Origin of the sequence: Herbiconiux sp. VKM Ac-2851 (assembly GCF_013205105.1) — a bacterium.
GTDB lineage: Bacteria > Actinomycetota > Actinomycetes > Actinomycetales > Microbacteriaceae > Herbiconiux > Herbiconiux flava.
In genome coordinates this window covers 1,136,104-1,154,535 of the sequence record NZ_JABMLJ010000002.1, presented here as the reverse complement: position 1 = coordinate 1,154,535, position 18,432 = coordinate 1,136,104, and the positions used below count along the sequence as shown (strand labels likewise).

The following is an 18,432-nucleotide window of genomic DNA, read 5'->3' as shown; positions in this document are numbered from 1 at the left end:
CCGAAACGGTCGGCGCCGCCGCCCGACCTGCGTCGAGGTTAGCGAGAATCCGTTGAGACTCGTACTCCCATAATCGGGCAACCGGACGATGCTGGTTCGCACAGCCCCGAATCCGCTCCGGAAGGACCACTCGTGAAGATCGTCGTCATCGGCGCGACCGGCAATCTCGGCACCGCCCTGCTCCGCCGTCTCGCCGACGCTCCCGCCGCCACCGAGGTCGTGGGCGTCGCCCGCCGCATCCCCGAGGAGGCGGAGCCCTACGCCGGGCTGCGCTGGCACGCGGTCGACGTCGGTGAGGACACCGCTCGGCGGCGGCTGGCGAGCATCCTGAACGGAGCCGACGCCGTCGTGCACCTGGCCTGGGCCCTGCAGCCCAACCACGTCGAGCACCTGCTCTGGCGCACCAACGTGCGCGGCACCGCGGCCGTGCTCGGTGCCGCTGCCGACGCGGGCGTGCCGCACGTGCTCGTGGCGTCGTCGGTCGGGGCCTACAGCCCGGGGCCGAAGTACCGCCGGGTCGACGAGGAGTGGCCGACGGGCGGTCTGCCGAGCTCGCACTACTCACGGCACAAGGCGATCAACGAGCGGGCCCTGGACGCGTTCGAGCGGGCGAACCCGTCGACGGTCGTCACCCGACTGCGGCCCGGCCTCGTCTTCCAGGCCGACGCGTCGTCGGAGATCGCGCGGCTGTTCGCCGGCCCGTTCGTGCCGCGGCGGCTGCTCGGGCGGCTGCGGCTGCCGGTGGTGACGCTGCCCTCGCAGCTGATCTCGCAGGTCGTGCACGCCGACGACGTGGCCGACGCATTCTGGCGGGCGATCGAGCGGCAGGCGGGCGGGGCGTTCAACATCGCCACCGAGCCCGTGGTGTCGCCCGACGTGCTGGCGGCGGCGCTCGGCGGGCGGGCGGTGCCCATCCGCGCGGCGGTCGTGCGGGCGCTGATGTGGGTGACGTGGAAGGCCCGGGTGCAGCCGTCGGACCCGGGCTGGCTCGACATCGCCACCTCGGTGCCTCTGATGTCGACCGAGCGGGCCCGCGCCGTGCTCGGCTGGGCCCCGGCGGTGTCGGCTCCGGAGGCGCTGCGGGAGCTCCTCGGCGGGCTGGCCGGTGCACGCGGCAACGCCGGGTCGCCGCCACTCGGAGAGGGCGGCGCCCGGCGCGCGTTCTAGCGGGAGGCGGAGGGCTCTAGTCGAGCTTCTTCGCGGCCTTCTTGATCTTCTTGGCGGTGCGCTTGCGCGTCTTCTTCACCGCCGGGTCGTTCCACACGGCGAGGGCGGCCTCCTTGGCGAGGCGGCCCTTGTCGAGGCTCGACTTGCGGGTCAGCAGCCAGACGGCGGTTCCGCCGACGGCGGCCCAGACCAGGACTCTCTTCATTCTCGGTTCCTTCTCTCGTGCTCTCGTGCTCGGCGGTTCTCGTGCTCGGCGGTTCTCGTGCCAGCGGTGCGGATGCGCGGCGAGGTCACTGACCGCGGCCGGTGCTCTGCTGCAGCCGGTCGATCTGCTCGGAGGCCTGCGCCTTGGTGAGGTCGGCGGGCAGCTCCTCCCCCGCCTCGCGGGCGAGGGTGTCGAGGTAGCTCTTCTGCGGGCCGGTCATCGGCTCGTCGCCGGTGACCCAGTCGCTCGGGTCCTTGCTCGCGCTGTTGTCGGGGTCGGGGTGGGTGCCGCCCAGGGTCTCGCCCTCGGGCGCCGCCCCTGCCACGGATTCGTCGATGTCGCTCTGGTCGCTCATGGCCGTCACCGTACGCCTGCCCCGCCCACCCGGCACCCCATTCCCGGCGCCCCCTCACTCTCCGGCCACCCGCGGCGGCCACCGCGCCGTTCAGCCTCCCCCGCTAGTGTCGAACCTCGACCAGCCGGGGGGCACGGATGCGCAGACCGACCACGAGACTCACCGCGATCCTCCTCGTGCTGTCGTCGATCGCCCTCGGGGTCACCGGTTGCTCCTGGCTCCGGTCCGATCCTCCCGAGGCCTTGCAGAAGCAAGCGGAGGCGGCTGCCCTCGCACTCGGCTCCCTGGATGGCGTCGCCGCCGCCCGCGGCGAGGTGCAGGATCGTGACCTGATGGACCACCACGGCGACTGGATCGTGTCGATCGTCGTCGACGCCGCCGACTCGGACGGCCTCACGCGGTTGCCCGCGGCCGTGCGTGCGACCGCGGGGCCGGCCACGTTCAGCGGCGCGTACCGCGTCGACATCACGCTGACGGTGCCGGGTGGTCCGGGCATCGCCCCGGTGACCGTGACGACGCTCGGGGATCCGCTGCCCGCCGACGGCTCGCCGCCCGACGAGCTCGCCGCCACCGAGCTGCTCCGTCGGCTCCCTCTGGCGGCGGCGGTCTCGACCGACTCCTTCGGTCCCACGGTCACCCTCACCGAGCCCGCCGCGGCGGCGGTGCCGGCCGACGTCGAAGCCGCGGTGCGGGCCCTGCCGGGGTTCGGCATCGGGGCCCTGGCCGCCGTCACCCTGCTCTGGCCCGGTGACGACGGCCGGTCGGTGCAGCTGAGCGCGCCCCCGGCGAGCGCGTCGCCCGCGCCCACGGCAGCTCCCGCCGACCGGGATGCCGCGCTCGCCGCGGCGTCGGCGGCCGTGACGGCGTTCCTCGCGCAGGCCGGGGTCGACGGTGGTCACGCCGACGCAGCGCCCGCGGTCACGGTCGCGGAGTGCTCCGACGGCGCCGGGCAGCGCGCCTCGGGCACGGTGCTGCTGCCCGTCTGGGAGGGCGAGGCGGCCGACGACGCCGACACCGTGGCGTTCGACGCCGTGACGGGCGCCTGGCTGACGGCCGGCCTGCAGCGGGTCGAACGGGCGTCGGGGCTCGACATCTGGGCGCCGGCGACCGGCGGGCCGGGCCTCGAGCGGGCCACGATCCGCGGGCTGCCGGATGGCATCCGTGTCACCGCGGAGAGCCCCTGCGTGCAGTGACGAACCAGGCGCTGAGCGGGCCCGGGCGCGATGCCGGGCCCGCTCAGGGGTCACGCGGTGGCGGTCAGGCGCGGGAGCGGAGGAGGGTGAAGGAGCCGCCCGAGGCGATGAGGGTGGTGACCGGGGCGACCACCTGCTGCTCGGGGTCGCTCGAGAGGGCGAGCTCCCACTCGGCGCCCGGCGCATCCGGAACCTGGAACTCGACACCGTTCTCGGCCGCGTTCAGGAGCAGCGCGAACGAGTCGTCGCCCTCGTGCTCGAAGACCAGGGTGATCGTGCGGGCGTTCGGGTTGTCCCAGTCGTGGTCGGCGAACTCCTTGCCGTCGCTGCGCTCGAGCACGACGGTGTCGCCCGCGATCTCCTCGGGCACGTCGGCGTCGGGCGCGTGCCGGAACCACTCCGGGCGGAGCGCCGGACTCTCGCGCCGCAGCTGGAGCAGCGCCCGCGTGAACTCGAACAGCTCGAGGTCGACGGCGGCCCAGTCGTACCAGGACACCTCGTTGTCCTGGCAGTAGGCGTTGTTGTTGCCGCCCTGGGTGCGCCCGAGCTCGTCGCCGCCGAGGATCATCGGCACGCCGGCCGAGAGCAGCAGCGTGGCCATGAGGTTCCGCCGCTTGCGGTCGCGGCGCGCGTTCACGGCCTCGTCGTCGGTGGGGCCCTCGGCGCCGCCGTTGGACGAGCGGTTGTCGCTCTCGCCGTCGTTGTTGTCCTCGCCGTTCGCCGCGTTGTGCTTCGAGGCGTACGAGGTGAGGTCGTGCAGCGTGAAGCCGTCGTGCGCGGTGACGAAGTTGACGCTCGACAACGGCGAGCGGCGCGAGGCCTCGTAGACGTCGGGTGAGCCCAGGATGCGCTGCGAGACGGTGCCGAGCACGGTGTCGGTGCCGTTCCAGAAGTCGCGCACGTCGTCGCGGAACTTGCCGTTCCACTCCGACCAGCCGGCCGGGAAGCCGCCGACCTGGTAGCCGGCGGTGTCCCAGGGCTCGGCGATCATCTTCACGGGGGCGAGCACCGGATCCTGCTGGATCAGCGTGAGGAACGCGCTGTGCAGCTCGGCGTCGCCGCCCTGCCGGGTGAGGGTGGTGGCGAGGTCGAAGCGGAAGCCGTCGATGTGCATCTCGGTCACCCAGTAGCGCAGCGAGTCCATGATCAGCTGCAGGGCCGCCGGGTGGCTGACGTTGAGGCTGTTGCCGGTGCCCGTGGTGTCGAAGTAGTGCTGCTCGTCGCCCTCGACCAGGCGGTAGTAGGCGGCGTTGTCGATGCCCTTGAAGCTGAGCGTCGGGCCGAGGTCGTTGCCCTCGGCGGTGTGGTTGTAGACCACGTCGAGGATGACCTCGAGGCCGGCGGCGTGGAACGCCTTCACCATCGCCTTGAACTCGTCGACCTGGTGACCGCCGGCGGCGTCGGCCCCGCCCGTGGCGTACTCGTTGTGCGGCGCGAAGAAGCCGATCGAGTTGTAGCCCCAGTAGTTGCGCAGGCCCTTCTCCTCGAGGTGGCTGTCCTGCACGAACTGGTGCACGGGCAGCAGCTCGACCGAGGTGACGCCGAGGTCGGTGAAGTGCTTCAGGGCGGCCGGATGCGCGAGGCCGGCGTAGGTGCCGCGCACGTCCTCGGGGATCTCGGGGTGCAGCATCGTGAACCCCTTGACGTGGGTCTCGTACACGACCGTCTCACTCAGCGGGATGCGCGGCGCACGATCGCCGCCCCAGTCGAAGTCGGGCCCGTCGGGACCGGTGGTGACCACGCAGCGCGGGCTCGCCGGAGCCGAGTCCAGCTCGTTCAGCGTCTCGGGGTCGTCGAGCTTGTGGCCGAACAGCGTCTCGTTCTTCGAGTAGTCGTAGCCGCCCTCGATCGCGGTGGCGTGCGGGTCGAGCAGCAGCTTGTGCACGTTGTGACGCAGGCCGGCCTCGGGGTTCCACGGGCCGTCGACGCGCAGGCCGTAGCGGGTGCCGACACCCATGCCGGCGACGAGGCCGTGGAAGACGTGGCCCGTGCGCTGCTCGAGCATCGTGCGGGTCTCGGTGCCGTCTTCGTCGAAGGTGCAGACGTAGACCGCGTCGGCGGTCTCGCTGTAGACGGCGGCGTTCGCCTGGCCGTCGACGAAGCTGATGCCGAGGGGATAGGGCAGGGAGCGGGAGTCGGGCATGAGTTCCTTGTTCTCTTCGGAGGGCGGGCTCGCGATGCGAGGCGCTCTCCCAGTGAGACACGCGAGCCGAAAACCGCCAACAGCAGTACGGTCGCGAACATGACAGAGAAAAGCGACACCGAGACCCTCGCGGGCCTCGTGAAGGATTTCCGGTTCGCGATGCTGACCACGGTCGACGACCAGGGTCGCCTGGTCGCGCATCCGCTCACCGTGCAGGAGGCCGAGTTCGACGGCGACCTCTGGTTCATCGTGGGCGCCCACGCCTCGGCACTGCAGAACCTCCAGGTGAACCCGACGGCCGGTGTGACGCTGAGCTCGAACGACAGCTGGGTGTCGCTCACCGGCACCGCCGCCGAGGTCGCCGACCAGGCCAAGGTGAAGGAGCTGTGGAGCTCCACGCTCGAGGCCTGGTTCCCCGACGGCCCCGACGACCCCGAGGTGCGCCTGCTCAAGTTCACGGCCGACGGCGCCGAGTACTGGGACAGCCCGGGCGGCCGGGTCGCCACGCTGTTCAGCTTCGTCAAGTCGAAGGTGACCGGCGAGCCCTACGAGGGCGGCGACAACGCCAAGCTCGACCTCTGACCCGAAACCCCACCACCGAACAGTAAGGAGACGACGATGACCGCGAAAGACGGATCCACCGACGTGAGCGAGTCCGAGAAGAACCGCGCAGAAGACCTGCCCGACGGCTCGAGCTCCGACGGCAGCACCTCCGAGCCCGGCGAGGACACGGTCTCGGGCGGCGGCGCCCAGGACAGCGGGAACCAGGACGGAGACACGGAATGAGCGACCAGAAGCCCGGCTCCGAGCCCGAGATCGACACCGACGTCCCCGACCCCTCGACGGTCGACCCCGACACGGGCACCGAGCCCGGCGGCAGCCCGGTGGAGAACCCCTCCGGCTGATCCGCAGCCTCCGGCGCAGGCCGGCGGCCTCTCGGCCACGGATGTCAGGCCCGCGCACTACCATCGGTGGTGCGCGGGCCGGCGTGCTTCTCGAGAGGAGCATCGTTGGCCGACTGGCATCCCGTTCAGACCCTGCACGCGAACTCGTGGGTCTTCCCACGACCCGGCACCACCCAGCCCTACGCCGAGATCCGGCACCTGCCCGTCAAGGTGGGTGACCGCACGGTCTGGGCCTTCCGTGCCGTGACCTGGGCCCAGCCGCGGGAGCTCATCGGCGCCGGCTACTTCGGCACGCTCGAGGAGGCCGCCCGCGAGTGCCACCGCCTGGCGCTCGCGAGCGCCGTGCCCAGCGCCCTCAACGAGCAGCGCCGCTAGGCCTCGGGTTCCTGGCCTGCCCGCTGCTTCAGCGACGCGATCACCGCGGCGGCGTCGTAGTCGGGGTCGGGTTCGAGGAAGCGCTCGAAGACGGCGAGCAGCGCGATGGCCGGCAGCGCCCACTCGGCGTCGTCGGAGGTGATCGTCGCCGGCCCCCGGTAGCGGGCGTCGACGATGGCCGGGTTGCCCAGGTGGCGGAGTCCGAGGCCCTCGACGACGGCGGAGATGACGGTGGCGTACGGCCGGTAGTCACCGTCCCACTCCGGCTTGAGGCGATAGCCGAGCACGGCCGAGAACTGCCGGTGGAACTCCGCCATGCGCTCCACGAACTCGGCGCTGCCCGAGAGCAGCGCACGTTCGATCTCGACCCGGGCGGGCCAGTCGAGGTGGCTGAGCAGCGTCGCGGAGAGTCCGACGTAGGACTGCCAGGCCACCGAGTCGATGACGGCGCGGTAGTTGTGCTCCAGGGCCACCCGGATGACCTCGTACAGCACCTGCTGGCGCTGCCGCGCATCCGCCAGCTCGTCGACATGGGCCAGCAGGATGCGCTCGCTGAGCTCGAGGGTCTCGTCGTCGGTGAGCTTGTTCGAGGTCTCGCGGGCGATCTCGATCAGGAGCTCGGTGACGAAGGCGTCCTTGGAGTCCCACAGCCGGTAGGTCGAGCTGCGCGGCACTCCGGCCTCGCGGATGAGGTCGTCCATCACGATGTGCTCGAAGCCGATCGTGAGCCCGATGCCCTCGACCCGCTCCATGGCCACGTCGAGCACCCGGCGCCGTACCTCGGCGGCCGGGATGCGGGACCGCGGCCGCTGCGAGTCGGGCTCCGCCGCTCTCGGCGCGCCGTCGACTGCTTCCGTCACGCTGAAACCCCCGGGTCAGGTTGTCGGCTCAGGCTTCGAACCGCGGTGTGCCTCCAGAGTAGTGACAATCCGTCGGTACTGCGGAAGGCGGCTCTCTTTGTGTATCAATCCAGGCGCCCCGCGTCAACCCCGTTGCCGTCGGGCAACTACTAATTAGTCTGTCTAGTAGTAATTCGACACGAGGGAACACGGAGGGCGGCGCTCATGACCAGCATGAAACTCATCTCACAGGGGATCAGCTACGAGGTCAGCCGCCGCGACGAGGGCCTGTACGAGGTCGTCTCGGGCGAGGTGTTCCTCGGCTTCGTCGAGCGCGCCGGCCAGGTGTACGTCGCCCTCTCGGGCAGCCGCTACGACCGGGCCGTCGAGACGGGCCAGGCGCTGTCGCTCTCCGCCGCCGCCGCGATGCTCGAGGCCGTCCCCGCCGTGCGGGTGACCGAGGAGCTGCTCGCCGCCGCCTGACGGGTGATATCCCAGGATCATTAGCCCGTCTAGTAAAGAGTTGGACTACGATTATGGGATGACCACGAATCGACCCGATTCGGCGCCACACTACTGGTACGGAGACGACGCCGAACGCGACAGGAGCATCGCCGTGCTTGAGGCGATGCGCACGTTCCGCGCGGCCGAATCCGCCATGCGGAGGCGATCGCAGGAGTCCATGAACATGGGCGAGAACGACCTGATCGCCATGCGCTACCTGCTCCGAGCGACCGAACAGGGCAAGACGGTGGGCCCGAAGGAGCTGGCGCAGTACCTCGGCATCACCAGCGCCTCGATCACCGTCCTGCTCGACCGTCTCGAGAAGAACGGGCACATCCACCGCGAGCCCAGTCCCTTCGACCGCCGCGCGCTCATCATCGTGCCGACGGTTCCGAAAGACGCGATCGAGGCGGCGACGCTCGGTGACGTGCGCCCCGAGCTGATCGACGTGGTCGAGCGGCTGAGTGCCGAGGAGGTGCGCATCATCGTCGACTTCCTCACCGAGATGCGCGAGGCGGTCGACCAGGTCGACAACCACCAGCCCGAGCGCGATGACCGCGGCTGACGCCACCACGGCACCGAAGAACTACGAGGTCCTCGCCGAGCTGCGCGCATACCGGCTGGCCGAGGAGGCCATGCGCCGACGCACGCGCGAGTCGATGAACATGGGCGAGAACGACCTGGCCGCCCTCCGCTTCCTCCTGAAGGCGCAGGGCGAGGGCCGCCTGGTGACGCCCGGCATGCTGGCCGAGCACCTCGCCATGAAGTCGGCCTCGGTGACGGTCATGCTCGATCGCCTCACCAAATCGGGTCATCTCTCCCGCATGCCCCACCCGAACGACCGCCGCAGCCTCGCCGTCATCGCGACGCCGGGCTCCGACGACGAGGTGCGACAGACCCTCGGCGCGATGCACACCCGCATGATGACGGTCGCGCGTCGGCTCGACGGCACCCAGGCCGAGGTGCTGCACCGCTTCCTGCTCAGCATGAGCGACGCGCTCGACGACGCGTCCTAGCCCGTCAGTCCGGCCCCGCTAGTTCGCAAGCCGTTGCAGGTCGAAGTGCAGCAGCAGCTCGTCACCCGCCACCTCGTCGGAGGCGGTGCCCATCATCAGCCGCATCATCCGGATGAACGGCAGCACCTCGGCCCGCAGGCTCCGCACGTCGGTGCTGGAGCAGCGGATGATGCCGAAGCGGTCCTCCTCGCCCTCCAGGAGCTCGAGCACGAGCGTGCCGGGCGTGCGCCGCGGCGACTGCTGCAGCTCCCGCAGCACGGCGCGGATGGTCGCCCGGTCGTCCTCGTGCATCCGAAGCGACAGCCCCGCCTCGTCGATGAACACGTCGACCTGGTCGCCCAGGGAGTCGATCGGCCGCGCGTCGTCGACCGCCGCCTGGAGCAGCGCGGTGAGCTCGGCCGCTCGGGCGCGGTCGTCGGCGGAGAGCTCGCCGGTCATCCGCAGCCGAGCCAGGAACGGCACCACTTCGGTGCGGAGGGGCCCGATCGCGCCCACCCCGTCATCGTCGATGAACTGCTGCCGGAGCGCGTCGAACTGCCGGTCACGGGCCTCGGCCTGGGCGAGCCGTTCGGCGTAGATGCCGCCGAGCAGCACCCGCGCGTAGCCCATCGCCCCGAGGCCGAGGGCGAGCACCGGGGCGCAGGCCACCAGCACGATGACGACGATGGGCACCGCGGTGAGCGGGCTGAAGAACACGTGCAGCAGCGACAGCACGGTGACCAGCGCGGTCGAGATGCCGGTGTAGAGCCCGAGCTCGGCCGAGGTGCGGAAGGGCCCCGCCGCCATCAGCGCGAACGCGAGCGTCAAGAGGCCCCAGTCGTCGCGCACCAGCAGGTTGCTGCCGAGCGAGCTGAGCGAGTTGAGCACCGTGGCGACCGCCAGCAGGGCGAAGGCGGTGGCGTAGCGGTCGCTCGAGACGCCCACCGTGAAGTCGAAGGCCGAGCGGATGAACCAGCCGAAGCCCGCGGCGAGCGCCACCAGCGACCCGATCGCCAGCGGCCAGGACGACACCTGGGAGGCGGTCGTGACGGTCAGCCCCACGGCGGCCGCGACGCAGACGGCCGCGACCACGATCAGGAAGCCGCGAGCGCTGATCGCGGCCAGCGGGTCGAAGTCGAGGGCGGTCGAGCCGCGCGGTGCCCGCACCGAGCCGAGCGGCACCGAGCGGCTCGGCGTCCCGGCGCTCACGCGCGCGCTCCCGGCACCGTCATGAACACGGCGGTGCCCGTGCCGGGCCGTGACCAGATCTGAACCGAGCCGCCGGTCTCGACGATGCTGTCGATCACGGTCACACGGAGGCCGACCGTCTCGTCGCCCGCGGCGTCGACGTCGAAGCCGACCCCCGCATCCGACACCATGACGCTGACCTCGGGCGGGCTGGAGTAGACGGCGATCTCGGCGTCGTTCCGGCCGGAGTGCCGGCGCACGTTGTCGAGGCACTCGGTGATGGCGCGCTCGAGGTTGCGGGCGTCGGAGGGCCGCACGCCGTTGATCACCTCGGTGTCGCCGGTGACGCGGATGCGCAGCCCCTGCTGCTCGGCCGCCCGCACCACCGCCACCAGGAGCGGCACGGAGGCGAGCGAGCGCGAGGCCGACGCCCCGATCTCGGGGCCGGAGAGCACGAGGCTCGTGTCGGCGAGGTTCGCCAGGTCGCGGTCGAGCGACTGGAGGGTGCGGTGCTCGAGCCGGCCGGGCGCCGCGGTGGCGAGCGCACGCAGGTCGGCCAGCACGGTGTCTCCCACCCACTCCACCGTGCGCGCCGTGAAGCGCGCGTTCGCGAGGTCGCGCTCCTCGGCGAGCGCCGAGTCGAGCATCTGCGCCGTGCCGCGGGCCGCCTCGCGACGGCCGACCCAGAGCGCGATCGTGAACAGCGACAGGGCGAGGTACGAGGCGACCACGGGCACGTCGACGGCGAGCCGCATGCCCTGCTGCCAGGCCGCGAGCTGCACGAGGCCAGGGCCGACCAGGAGGGCGAGGGTGCCGAGCACCAGCGAGCGGCCGAGCGACCGGGCCGAGATGCCCGCCACGAGGATGGCGAACTCGGGCATCGACAGCAGCACGTAGTCGCTCGAGGGGGCCGTCGCGGCGGTGGCGCCCGCCATGCTCACCCCGGTCACCACGAAGGCGTAGAGGCCGAGCGCGAGGCCCGCCACGATCGTGTACAGCACGGCCCGGACGTGCGACACCGTGCGGAGCGCCCCCACGACGCCGACGCCGGTGACCGCGAGCCCCGCGATGCCGAGCACGATGTCGGCGCGCCCGGTGACCGGGATGAACAGGGCCGCGATGAGAGCGGTGGCCGCGAGGAACACCCCGGCCAGCCAGGTGCCGGCGGTGGCGAGCGCGCGACTGGCGCTCCGGCCGTCGACGTCGGCCGCGATCTGCAGCGTCATCGCGCGCTCACGCGAGGTAGCCGTCTTCGGCCGCGCGCAGCATCAGGTCCTGCTTGCGCTCGGCCTGCCGCCCCTCCGAGGCGTACTGCTCGCGCACCCGCTCGAGGGCGGTCTTCACGATCTGGATGTTCGTGCCGAGGATCATCGCGACCTCCACCGGGCTGTGGCCCGAGGCGTACAGGCGCAGCGTCTCCTCCTCGTGCTCACTGAAGCGGATGCTCGAGGCCGGGCTGCGCGCCGACCGCCCCACCTCGTCCCAGGCCACCGCCCCGGGGTCGGGGCGCACGCCGAGCACGCGGCGCACCGCCGTGAGCAGCTCGTCGGCCGACTGGGACTTGGACACGAACGCCGCGGCGCCGGCGGCGAGCACGCGCCGCACGTTCTCGGGGTTGTCGAGGGCGCTGAGCACGACCACCGTCGATCCGACCGAGCGGCAGATGCGGATGCGCGCCTCGACCGAGACGGGCTCCTTCAGCTGCAGGTCCATCAGCACGATGTCGGGCGGGAAGGCAGGGTGCCGCGCCATGTCGACCCAGGAGGTGGTGTGGGCCACGACGTCGAGCTCGGGGGCGTGCGCGCCGAGCCAGCCCGTGAGGCTGTCGAGGATCAGCTCATGGTCGTCGACGATGCCGACCGTGTGCACCCTGTCGCTCATGCCGCCATCACCCCTGACCCCTTCATGGATGGTACCGGGCACACCTTCGGGCAGTCCAATCCGGCGCGGGGACTTGCCTGTAGCCTCAACACATGGCCAGGGCAGCGGAGAGCACCGAGGCGGAGCGGCGCTCGCGGCTGGACCGCGGCGTCTTCCAGTCGCAACTGCTGCTGTCGGCCGCCCTGCTGCTGCTCGTCTGCGCGAGCTACGTCTTCCAGCCGACCTCGGTGCTCGACGTCCGCTTCTTCGGCGGCGTCGCGGTGGTCTTCGCGCTGACGGGGGCGGCCGCGCTCATCCCGTGGTCTCGTCTCCACCGCAACTGGGCCGCGCTGGTGCCGCTCGTCGACATCGTCGCGATCATCGCGGTGCGCGAGGGCAACACGATGCTCGGAGCCGGGCTGCTGCTGGTGTTCCCCGTCATCTGGCTGGCGAGCCACTACGGCTTCACGGGCGCCGTCGTGAGCGTGGGGCTCTCGACCGCCCTGCTCTGGGCCTCGGCCGCGCTCCGCGGCGAGGCGCTCGGAGTCGCCTCCATCCCCACGGTGCTGCTGCTGCCCACCACCCTCGTGTTCATCGCGACGACCACTCTCGCGACCTCGGCCCGCACGGCGGCGCAGCGGGGACTGCTGCGTCAGCAGGCCGGGCTCCTCGAGGTGGCGCTCGGCCGGGCCCGCCGGCAGCAGCAGACCCTCGACGAGGTGCTGAACGCCGTGACGTTCGGCGTGATCGCGTTCGACCGCGCGGGTCGGGAGACCCTGCTGAACCGCGCCCACCGCTCGGTGCAGACGGAGTTCGGGCTGCCCGAGACGACGGTCGAGCATCCGGTGCTCTACCAGCCCGACCGGGTCACCCCCTACGCCGAGGAGGAGAAGCCGTTCCGGCGCGCGACCGCCGGTGAGCGCTACGACGACCTCGTGGTCTGGCTCGGGGAACCGGGCGAGCACCGTGTCGCGCTGTCGATCAGCTCGCGGCCCCTGACCTCGCCCGACGGCCGGCTGGACGGCGGTGTGATGGTGTCGCGCGACGTGACCAGCGAGATCAACGCCATCCAGGCGCGCGACGACCTGGTGGCCTCGGTGTCGCACGAGCTGCGCACGCCGCTGACCTCGATCCTCGGCTACCTCGAGCTGGCGCTCGACGACGAGCGGCTCGACCCGAGCACGCGCTCGATGCTCGAGGTGGCCTCGGCCAACTCCGACCGGCTGCTCGCCCTGGTGGCCGACCTGCTCACCGCGGCGAGCGAGAAGGAGCAGCAGATCGTCATGTCGTTCAGCCAGTGCGACCTCTCGGAGATCGTGGCGCAGGCGATCGACGCCCATGTGCTGACCGCCGGCGAGCGGGGCATCGCGATCGAGAACGCGGTCGAGGGCCCGGTGTTGCTCGAGGCCGACGGGTTCCGCCTGCGTCAGGTCGTCGACAACCTGCTGACCAACGCCATCAAGTACAACGTCGAGAACGGCCGGGTGACCGTGTCGGTGGCTCCGGGCGAGAGCACCGTCGACCTCTCGGTCAGCGACACCGGGATCGGGCTGAGCGAGCTCGAGCAGCAGAAGCTGTTCGACCGCTACTTCCGGGCGGAGGGCGTGCGGCAGTCGACCATCCACGGCTCAGGCCTCGGGCTCACGATCAGCCGTGACATCGTGCGGCGGCACGGCGGGGAGCTGTCGGTCTCCTCGACCAGCGGGGTCGGCACGACCTTCACCGCTACCATCCCGCGCGCGCGTTAGACTTCGACTCGACAGGCGGGGCGATGTCTCGGCAGCGGGGCTCCGCCTCGACAGGCTGAGATTCGACGGCGATCACGGGAGGGGTGGCATGCAGCTCGACGGCAGCACGCTCCTTCTCACGGCGACGTTCGTGATCCTGCTCTGCGGGGTGTCCTTCATCGTCAACACCGCCATGCGGCGGAACGACGCCTCCGGCCGGCTGTGGAGCCTGTCCTTCCTCGGCGGCATGCTCACCGCCCTGTCGTTCTCGGCCTGGAACGTCGCCCCCGAGCTCTGGTGGGTGCTCGTCATCGGCAACTCCGCCTACGTCGTCTCGATCGGGGCGCTCTGGTCGGGGGCCCGCGTGTTCAACGGCCGCAGCAGCCTGGTCTGGATCGCGCTGGCGGGCGGCGGCGTCATCGCCCTGCTCACCGCGATCGAGGGCCCCGCCGGCGGGGCGTGGACCGGTTCCTCCGGGCTGTTCGCCGGAATCGCGGTGTTCGCCGGGCTCGGCGGCGCCGAGACCATGCGCTCGCGCATGCGGCGCAACCTCAACGCGCGCATCCTGAGCTTCTGCCTCTGGATCGTCTGCGCCTACTATGTGCTGCGCACCTCGATCTTCGTCACCCTCGGCCCGTCGAGCGACGTCTTCCAGACCTACTTCGGCAGCCAGACCACGACGATCATCACCATCCTCCTGGTGCTGCTCAGCACCATCTCGCTGTCGATCCTGCAGGCCGAGCGCTCGGGCGCCCGGGCCCTCGGAGACGTGACGGTGGGCGTGCACTCCGTGGTCGGCGTGCTCTCGGCCGCCCCGTTCATGCAGCAGTGGGCCGACTGGATCGAGCGCAGCTCGTTCCACGGCGAGCGCCTCGCGATGGTGGCGATGGACGTCGACAACCTGCCGCAGATGAACATGGCCTTCGGCCGCGACTTCGGCGACCGCGCCATCCGCTCGGTCGCGCAGATCATCCGGCACCACGCCCCGACCTGTTCGCTCCTCGGCCACACCGGTGCCGGACGCTTCGTCATCGTGGCCGTCGTGGCCACGGCGAACGACGCGGAGGAACTCGCCATCCGGCTGCAGACCGCGCTCGTCGACGAGCCGATCGACACCGAGCAGTCGCTGCGGGCCACGGCGAGCTTCGGCGTCGTCGACACCGAGACGTTCGGCTACGGCCTGCCGGTGCTGCGCTCGGCGCTCGACGCGGCCGCGTCGGAGGCCCGGGACGAGGGCGGCAACCGGATCGTCCTGGGGCGCCGCAGCGCGGTGAACTGAGCCGGATGCCCGGCCGCGCCGCTACTCGGCGGGCTGCGCGATCGCGACCGTGAGCTGGTCGCTCGCCGTCTGCTTCGCGTAGTCGCCCGAGCCCGGTGCGGTCTGCAGCAGGATCTCGTAGGTGAACGACAGGGTGACCGAGGTGGCCGACGGGTCGAACGCCGGCAGGATGAAGGTCTGGCTGTAGCTGTAGGGCGCCTTGATGTAGTAGCCGGGGCTCACCGAGGACTGGTCGGTGATGGGCGCCGGTGCCGGCAGGCTGCCCGCCGGGCCGTTCACCGCGGGCGTGACGGAGACGCGGGAGAGGTAGAAGCTCTGCCCGTCGTCGGTGCCGAGCCTGCCGCCGAGCGTGAAGGTGATGGGCTTGTTCGCCTCCGCCGTCCACTCGTCCATGCTCAGCGTGGAGTAGTAGTCAATGGTGAGCGCGATGTCGCCGGCCTGCAGCTGGTGCTGGGCCGATCCGGTGGCCAGCTCGTTGACGACGGGCGTGATCGTGGGCGCGGCCGTCGGGGTCTTCGTGGGCGAGGACGTCGGCGTGGTGGTGCTGAACCGCGACTGGTCCCACGGCGCCGTGCCGCAGCCGCTGAGGGCCACGACACCGGTGAGGGCGAGCGCGGCGAAACCCGTCAGTCGGCCCCGGGACAGGGCGCCCGTCTGCCGCGTGGTCCGCCGCATGCGTGCCATCAGAACACCCTCTCGGTTCGCTTGAGGCAATCTTAAGCCGATCTTGACGCGACCCTAGCGCATTCGCGCGACAACGCTGGGGGCCCTGCGTCAGACTGTGGGCATGGCAGAGAACCTGAACCCCTACGTCACCGATCGCACGGAGCTCGGTGACCACGGCGACGAGTTCGAGAACGACTTCATCGAATCGGTCGAATCGCTCCCGAGCTACCGTCCCACGATCGGCTGCATCGTGCCGGCCTACAACGAGGCCGAGTCGATCGCCGACGTCCTCGAGTCGCTGCTGGGCCAGACCCGCCTCCCCGACGTCATCCACGTCGTCGTGAACAACACCACCGACGACACGGTGAAGATCGCCGCCCAGTACGCCGGCCCCCACCTCAAGGAGGTCGACGGGATCGAGCAGTTCACCGAGGTCTACGTGCACGACATCGGCAAGAACAAGGACAAGAAGGTGGGCGCGCTCAACTACGGCTACCAGCTGGTCGAGGGCTGCGACTTCCTGCTCGGTGTCGACGGTGACACCACGGCGGCCCCGGATGCGGTGGAGCGCCTGGCCGAGGAGATCACGTCCGACTCCCGCATCGGCGGCATCTCGGCCATCTTCTCGATCGACGAGGCGCCCATCAAGGGCTTCGTCGCCAAGTTCCTCGTCACCGGCCAGCGCTTCCAGTTCGCCGCCTTCAACATGCAGAACATGCTGAAGGGCCGCAACATGGCGGTGCTCGGCGGCCAGTTCTCGATCTTCTCCACCAAGGCGCTGCGCCAGATCATGGTCGAGAACCACCAGAACACCCCGTGGGTGAAGGACAGCGAGGTGGAGGACTCGCTGCTGTCGCTGCAGATCAAGAGCGCCGGCTACCTCACCAAGATCTCCGCCCAGGCCCGCGCCGACGTCGGCGGCATGACCACCATCCGCGGCCTCGACGGCCAGCAGGTGAAGTGGAACTTCGGCGCCATCGAGCTGATGTGGCCCGGCCAGCGCGGCGACACGAAGGGCCAGCCCTTCCACCCGAACCTGCGACTGCGCTGGCTCGAGAACTTCTCGATGCTGATCAACCTGGTCACCCGCGTGCTGTTCGTGCTGCTGCTGCTCGCCTCGCTCTCGATCAGCGCCTTCGTGTTCTCGCCGATCTGGCTGGTGCCCCCGATCGTCGCCATCCTGCTGAACCTGCGCACCGCGCTCTCGATGCACGACCGCAGCGCCCGCGACATCTTCTTCGCCGTGGCCCTGTTCCCCGCCGAGGTCTACATGTGGATCAGGCTCGGGCACTTCATCCGCGCCTGGACGAAGTTCCTCTCCCGCAAGCAGACCGACAACTGGGCGGCGCAGGCCAAGGCCGAGAAGGGCCGCGGCAACAGCTACCTGATCCCGTTCGTCGTGATCTTCCTCACCATCGCCGTGCTGGTGCTCGGCTGGTTCCAGCTCGATGCCTTCATGCAGTCGACAATCCTCTGGATCGGCTGGCCGATCCTCGGTGTCATCACGATCATCCAGACCCTGGAGATGTTCGGCAAGGTGCTCCGCCGCTACCGCGGGTACAAGGTTTGACCTCGAACTACGTCGAACACGACGCGCTCGTCGCACTCCTGAACTCCGTGGGGGACGACGACCGGCGCGGCCGGTTCGTGCACGACTTCATCAGCCTCTGGGAGACCCGATCCCAGAGGCTGATGAAAGCACTCGGCAACCGGGACTTCGAGGACGCCGATGTCGTGCTGCTGAGCATCCGCTCGTCGAGCACGATGCTCGGAGCCTGGTCGCTCGAGGCGATCGCCGGCATGGTGCACTCGGCCGTGAAGGGCTTCGACCTGCAGGGGAGCCTGCGCCACCTGCCGCGGCTGCAGGCCGTCGGCGGGGCCACCTGCCAGGAGCTGCTCGGGGTGCTCGAATCGATGCGGCGCCCGGATGCCCCGGCCGGCGGGGCCCGGTCGGCGAAGTCGGCCTGATCGGAAGCCGGCCCGGCCTCAGCCGGGCTGGGCCTCAGTCGGGCCAGACGTCAGTCGGCCCGCGCCTCAGTCGTTGTCGGAGGCCGCCAGCCGGTAGCCGACGCCGCGGACGGTCTCGATCCAGCGCGGCGTGGTGATGCTGTCGGCGAGCTTGCGCCGCAGGTTCGCCATGTGCACCTCGATGGCCCGCTTGTCGGCCTCGCTCACGAAGTGGGCGGTGACGTAGCTCTCGCCGCGCAGGAGCAGGGCCAGGTCGGCCTTGCTGCGCACCCGGCGCTGGCTCTCCATCAGGGCGTTCAGCAGGTCGAACTCGCTGCGCGTGAGATCGATCGCCTTGCCCTCCTTCTCGGCCAGCCGCATCTCGGAGTTGACGTAGAGGCCGTTGTGGTCGAGCCAGCCGTCTTCGCGGTCGTAGTTCTTGGCGACGGCCGGCTGAGCGGGAGCGGCCTCGGCGGCGGCGGGCTGCGGGGCGACGGCCTGCACGGTCGCGGCCGGCGTGTACTGGGGCTCGGCCACGGCGGGGGCCGGGGCGGCGAACGGGGTGGCGGCCGGAGCCTGCACGGGCGCGGCGACGGGCGCCTGCACCGGGACGGCGATCGGGGCGACCGGGCCGGAGCCGTCGACCGCGAGCACCTGGCGGGGGCGGCGCATCATCGCCTCGACGCGGGCGCGCAGCTCACGGGGGCGGAAGGGCTTGGTGAGGTAGTCGTCGGCGCCGGCCTCGAGGCCCTGCAGCGTGTCGATCTCCTCGTCGCGCGCGGTGAGCATGACGAGGTAGGTGTTGCTGAAGGTGCGGATGCGCTTGGCCGCCTCGAACCCGTCGATGCCCGGCATGCTGACGTCGAGGGTCGTGACCATGGGGTCGTAGGCGCGCACCGCCTGCACCCCGTCGAGGCCGTTCCCGGTCGCGATGACCTCGAACCCGGCCTGGGTCAGCACCGTCTCGAGCAGATGCCTGATGTCGGCGTCGTCCTCGATGATGACGGCGACGCGACGTTCCCCATGTGTGTCCATTGCCCCGATGCTACCAACGGATCAGTGGATGCCGGGGCTTTCTTCCGAG

General features: G+C 70.8%; 22 protein-coding genes. 13 read left to right on the top strand and 9 right to left on the bottom strand.

What is annotated here, in order from left to right:
- Positions 1-132 precede the first annotated feature (132 nt).
- On the top strand, positions 133-1,167 hold the full coding sequence (locus HQQ85_RS12025) for an NAD-dependent epimerase/dehydratase family protein (RefSeq protein WP_173182693.1): 1,035 nt from the start codon (positions 133-135) through the stop codon (positions 1,165-1,167).
- A gap of 16 nt (positions 1,168-1,183) precedes the next feature.
- On the opposite strand, the gene HQQ85_RS12020 is transcribed toward HQQ85_RS12025, so the two are convergent.
- Both HQQ85_RS12020 and HQQ85_RS12015 read right to left on the bottom strand, forming a co-directional pair.
- The gene (locus tag HQQ85_RS12020; RefSeq protein WP_173182692.1) at positions 1,184-1,372 is read right to left on the bottom strand and encodes a hypothetical protein; all 189 of its coding nucleotides are present in this window, start codon (positions 1,370-1,372) and stop codon (positions 1,184-1,186) included.
- Between the two features lie 85 nt (positions 1,373-1,457).
- Positions 1,458-1,727: a DUF3072 domain-containing protein gene (locus HQQ85_RS12015; protein ID WP_173182691.1), complete on the bottom strand. Its 270-nt coding sequence runs from the start codon at positions 1,725-1,727 to the stop codon at positions 1,458-1,460.
- A gap of 137 nt (positions 1,728-1,864) precedes the next feature.
- Between HQQ85_RS12015 and HQQ85_RS12010 the strand changes: the two genes are divergently transcribed.
- The gene (locus tag HQQ85_RS12010; RefSeq protein WP_173182690.1) at positions 1,865-2,920 is read left to right on the top strand and encodes a hypothetical protein; all 1,056 of its coding nucleotides are present in this window, start codon (positions 1,865-1,867) and stop codon (positions 2,918-2,920) included.
- Positions 2,921-2,984: 64 nt separating this feature from the next.
- Here HQQ85_RS12010 and glgX read toward each other — a convergent pair whose 3' ends face one another.
- Positions 2,985-5,063: a glycogen debranching protein GlgX gene (glgX, locus tag HQQ85_RS12005; RefSeq protein ID WP_173182689.1), complete on the bottom strand. Its 2,079-nt coding sequence runs from the start codon at positions 5,061-5,063 to the stop codon at positions 2,985-2,987.
- Positions 5,064-5,162: 99 nt separating this feature from the next.
- Here glgX and HQQ85_RS12000 point away from each other — a divergent pair, with 99 nt between their 5' ends.
- The 4 genes from HQQ85_RS12000 to HQQ85_RS11990 all read left to right on the top strand — a co-directional run bounded on the left by HQQ85_RS12000 (position 5,163) and on the right by HQQ85_RS11990 (position 6,343).
- Entirely contained in the window at positions 5,163-5,645 is a 483-nt protein-coding gene (locus HQQ85_RS12000) for a pyridoxamine 5'-phosphate oxidase family protein (RefSeq protein ID WP_173182688.1), read from the top strand.
- Between the two features lie 36 nt (positions 5,646-5,681).
- Entirely contained in the window at positions 5,682-5,849 is a 168-nt protein-coding gene (locus HQQ85_RS11995; RefSeq protein WP_173182687.1) for a hypothetical protein, read from the top strand.
- Positions 5,846-5,968 (top strand): hypothetical protein, encoded by a 123-nt coding sequence (locus tag HQQ85_RS21365; RefSeq protein WP_256430669.1) that lies wholly within the window; start codon positions 5,846-5,848, stop codon positions 5,966-5,968. Before HQQ85_RS11995 ends, HQQ85_RS21365 begins: the two co-directional genes overlap by 4 nt.
- A gap of 105 nt (positions 5,969-6,073) precedes the next feature.
- Positions 6,074-6,343, top strand: a complete 270-nt coding sequence (locus HQQ85_RS11990) for a hypothetical protein (protein WP_173182686.1) — start codon at positions 6,074-6,076, stop codon at positions 6,341-6,343.
- On the opposite strand, the gene HQQ85_RS11985 is transcribed toward HQQ85_RS11990, so the two are convergent.
- Positions 6,340-7,203: a TetR/AcrR family transcriptional regulator gene (locus tag HQQ85_RS11985; protein WP_173182685.1), complete on the bottom strand. Its 864-nt coding sequence runs from the start codon at positions 7,201-7,203 to the stop codon at positions 6,340-6,342. The two genes, HQQ85_RS11990 and HQQ85_RS11985, sit on opposite strands and share 4 nt — an antisense overlap.
- 204 nt (positions 7,204-7,407) lie before the next feature.
- Between HQQ85_RS11985 and HQQ85_RS11980 the strand changes: the two genes are divergently transcribed.
- From HQQ85_RS11980 to HQQ85_RS11970, 3 genes are read left to right on the top strand one after another with little or no spacing between them, the layout of a single operon-like run.
- Positions 7,408-7,665, top strand: a complete 258-nt coding sequence (locus HQQ85_RS11980) for a hypothetical protein (RefSeq protein WP_173182684.1) — start codon at positions 7,408-7,410, stop codon at positions 7,663-7,665.
- A gap of 58 nt (positions 7,666-7,723) precedes the next feature.
- On the top strand, positions 7,724-8,251 hold the full coding sequence (locus HQQ85_RS11975; RefSeq protein WP_173182683.1) for a MarR family winged helix-turn-helix transcriptional regulator: 528 nt from the start codon (positions 7,724-7,726) through the stop codon (positions 8,249-8,251).
- On the top strand, positions 8,238-8,702 hold the full coding sequence (locus HQQ85_RS11970; protein ID WP_173182682.1) for a MarR family winged helix-turn-helix transcriptional regulator: 465 nt from the start codon (positions 8,238-8,240) through the stop codon (positions 8,700-8,702). The genes HQQ85_RS11975 and HQQ85_RS11970 overlap by 14 nt, the downstream gene beginning before the upstream one ends.
- An 18-nt stretch (positions 8,703-8,720) precedes the next feature.
- On the opposite strand, the gene HQQ85_RS11965 is transcribed toward HQQ85_RS11970, so the two are convergent.
- Genes HQQ85_RS11965 through HQQ85_RS11955 form a run of 3 tightly spaced genes read right to left on the bottom strand, consistent with a single transcriptional unit; the run spans position 8,721 to position 11,750 of the window.
- Complete coding sequence (locus HQQ85_RS11965; protein WP_173182681.1) at positions 8,721-9,890, bottom strand: hypothetical protein; 1,170 nt, start codon at positions 9,888-9,890, stop codon at positions 8,721-8,723.
- A complete protein-coding gene (locus HQQ85_RS11960; RefSeq protein WP_173182680.1) occupies positions 9,887-11,095 on the bottom strand; it encodes a sensor histidine kinase in 1,209 nt (402 codons plus the stop codon). The genes HQQ85_RS11965 and HQQ85_RS11960 overlap by 4 nt, the downstream gene beginning before the upstream one ends.
- 7 nt (positions 11,096-11,102) lie before the next feature.
- Positions 11,103-11,750, bottom strand: a complete 648-nt coding sequence (locus tag HQQ85_RS11955; protein ID WP_173182679.1) for a response regulator transcription factor — start codon at positions 11,748-11,750, stop codon at positions 11,103-11,105.
- A gap of 92 nt (positions 11,751-11,842) precedes the next feature.
- Here HQQ85_RS11955 and HQQ85_RS11950 point away from each other — a divergent pair, with 92 nt between their 5' ends.
- Positions 11,843-13,477 (top strand): cell wall metabolism sensor histidine kinase WalK, encoded by a 1,635-nt coding sequence (locus HQQ85_RS11950; protein WP_173182678.1) that lies wholly within the window; start codon positions 11,843-11,845, stop codon positions 13,475-13,477.
- A gap of 88 nt (positions 13,478-13,565) precedes the next feature.
- Positions 13,566-14,735: a GGDEF domain-containing protein gene (locus HQQ85_RS11945; protein WP_173182677.1), complete on the top strand. Its 1,170-nt coding sequence runs from the start codon at positions 13,566-13,568 to the stop codon at positions 14,733-14,735.
- Positions 14,736-14,756: 21 nt separating this feature from the next.
- Here the strand turns inward: HQQ85_RS11945 and HQQ85_RS11940 are convergent, their stop codons facing one another.
- On the bottom strand, positions 14,757-15,419 hold the full coding sequence (locus HQQ85_RS11940; protein WP_254069314.1) for a hypothetical protein: 663 nt from the start codon (positions 15,417-15,419) through the stop codon (positions 14,757-14,759).
- Positions 15,420-15,522: 103 nt separating this feature from the next.
- Between HQQ85_RS11940 and HQQ85_RS11935 the strand changes: the two genes are divergently transcribed.
- Both HQQ85_RS11935 and HQQ85_RS11930 read left to right on the top strand, forming a co-directional pair.
- Positions 15,523-16,971, top strand: a complete 1,449-nt coding sequence (locus HQQ85_RS11935) for a glycosyltransferase family 2 protein (RefSeq protein WP_173182676.1) — start codon at positions 15,523-15,525, stop codon at positions 16,969-16,971.
- On the top strand, positions 16,968-17,369 hold the full coding sequence (locus HQQ85_RS11930; protein WP_173182675.1) for a hypothetical protein: 402 nt from the start codon (positions 16,968-16,970) through the stop codon (positions 17,367-17,369). Before HQQ85_RS11935 ends, HQQ85_RS11930 begins: the two co-directional genes overlap by 4 nt.
- Positions 17,370-17,435: 66 nt before the next feature.
- Here HQQ85_RS11930 and HQQ85_RS11925 read toward each other — a convergent pair whose 3' ends face one another.
- Positions 17,436-18,383, bottom strand: a complete 948-nt coding sequence (locus HQQ85_RS11925; protein WP_173182674.1) for a response regulator transcription factor — start codon at positions 18,381-18,383, stop codon at positions 17,436-17,438.
- Positions 18,384-18,432 lie beyond the last annotated feature (49 nt).

Excerpts from the sequence above, each read along its gene's own strand:
- HQQ85_RS11970 (WP_173182682.1), top strand. The coding sequence starts at position 8,238 with ATGACCGCGGCTGACGCCACCACGGCACCGAAGAACTACGAGGTCCTC.
- HQQ85_RS11960 (WP_173182680.1), bottom strand. The coding sequence starts at position 11,095 with ATGACGCTGCAGATCGCGGCCGACGTCGACGGCCGGAGCGCCAGTCGC.
- HQQ85_RS11935 (WP_173182676.1), top strand. The coding sequence starts at position 15,523 with ATGGCAGAGAACCTGAACCCCTACGTCACCGATCGCACGGAGCTCGGT.
- HQQ85_RS11940 (WP_254069314.1), bottom strand. The coding sequence starts at position 15,419 with ATGGCACGCATGCGGCGGACCACGCGGCAGACGGGCGCCCTGTCCCGG.
- HQQ85_RS12015 (WP_173182691.1), bottom strand. The coding sequence starts at position 1,727 with ATGAGCGACCAGAGCGACATCGACGAATCCGTGGCAGGGGCGGCGCCC.
- HQQ85_RS12000 (WP_173182688.1), top strand. The coding sequence starts at position 5,163 with ATGACAGAGAAAAGCGACACCGAGACCCTCGCGGGCCTCGTGAAGGAT.
- HQQ85_RS21365 (WP_256430669.1), top strand. The coding sequence starts at position 5,846 with ATGAGCGACCAGAAGCCCGGCTCCGAGCCCGAGATCGACACCGACGTC.
- HQQ85_RS12010 (WP_173182690.1), top strand. The coding sequence starts at position 1,865 with ATGCGCAGACCGACCACGAGACTCACCGCGATCCTCCTCGTGCTGTCG.
- HQQ85_RS11955 (WP_173182679.1), bottom strand. The coding sequence starts at position 11,750 with ATGAGCGACAGGGTGCACACGGTCGGCATCGTCGACGACCATGAGCTG.
- HQQ85_RS11945 (WP_173182677.1), top strand. The coding sequence starts at position 13,566 with ATGCAGCTCGACGGCAGCACGCTCCTTCTCACGGCGACGTTCGTGATC.
- HQQ85_RS11925 (WP_173182674.1), bottom strand. The coding sequence starts at position 18,383 with ATGGACACACATGGGGAACGTCGCGTCGCCGTCATCATCGAGGACGAC.
- HQQ85_RS11975 (WP_173182683.1), top strand. The coding sequence starts at position 7,724 with ATGACCACGAATCGACCCGATTCGGCGCCACACTACTGGTACGGAGAC.
- HQQ85_RS11980 (WP_173182684.1), top strand. The coding sequence starts at position 7,408 with ATGACCAGCATGAAACTCATCTCACAGGGGATCAGCTACGAGGTCAGC.
- HQQ85_RS11950 (WP_173182678.1), top strand. The coding sequence starts at position 11,843 with ATGGCCAGGGCAGCGGAGAGCACCGAGGCGGAGCGGCGCTCGCGGCTG.
- HQQ85_RS12020 (WP_173182692.1), bottom strand. The coding sequence starts at position 1,372 with ATGAAGAGAGTCCTGGTCTGGGCCGCCGTCGGCGGAACCGCCGTCTGG.
- HQQ85_RS11995 (WP_173182687.1), top strand. The coding sequence starts at position 5,682 with ATGACCGCGAAAGACGGATCCACCGACGTGAGCGAGTCCGAGAAGAAC.
- glgX (WP_173182689.1), bottom strand. The coding sequence starts at position 5,063 with ATGCCCGACTCCCGCTCCCTGCCCTATCCCCTCGGCATCAGCTTCGTC.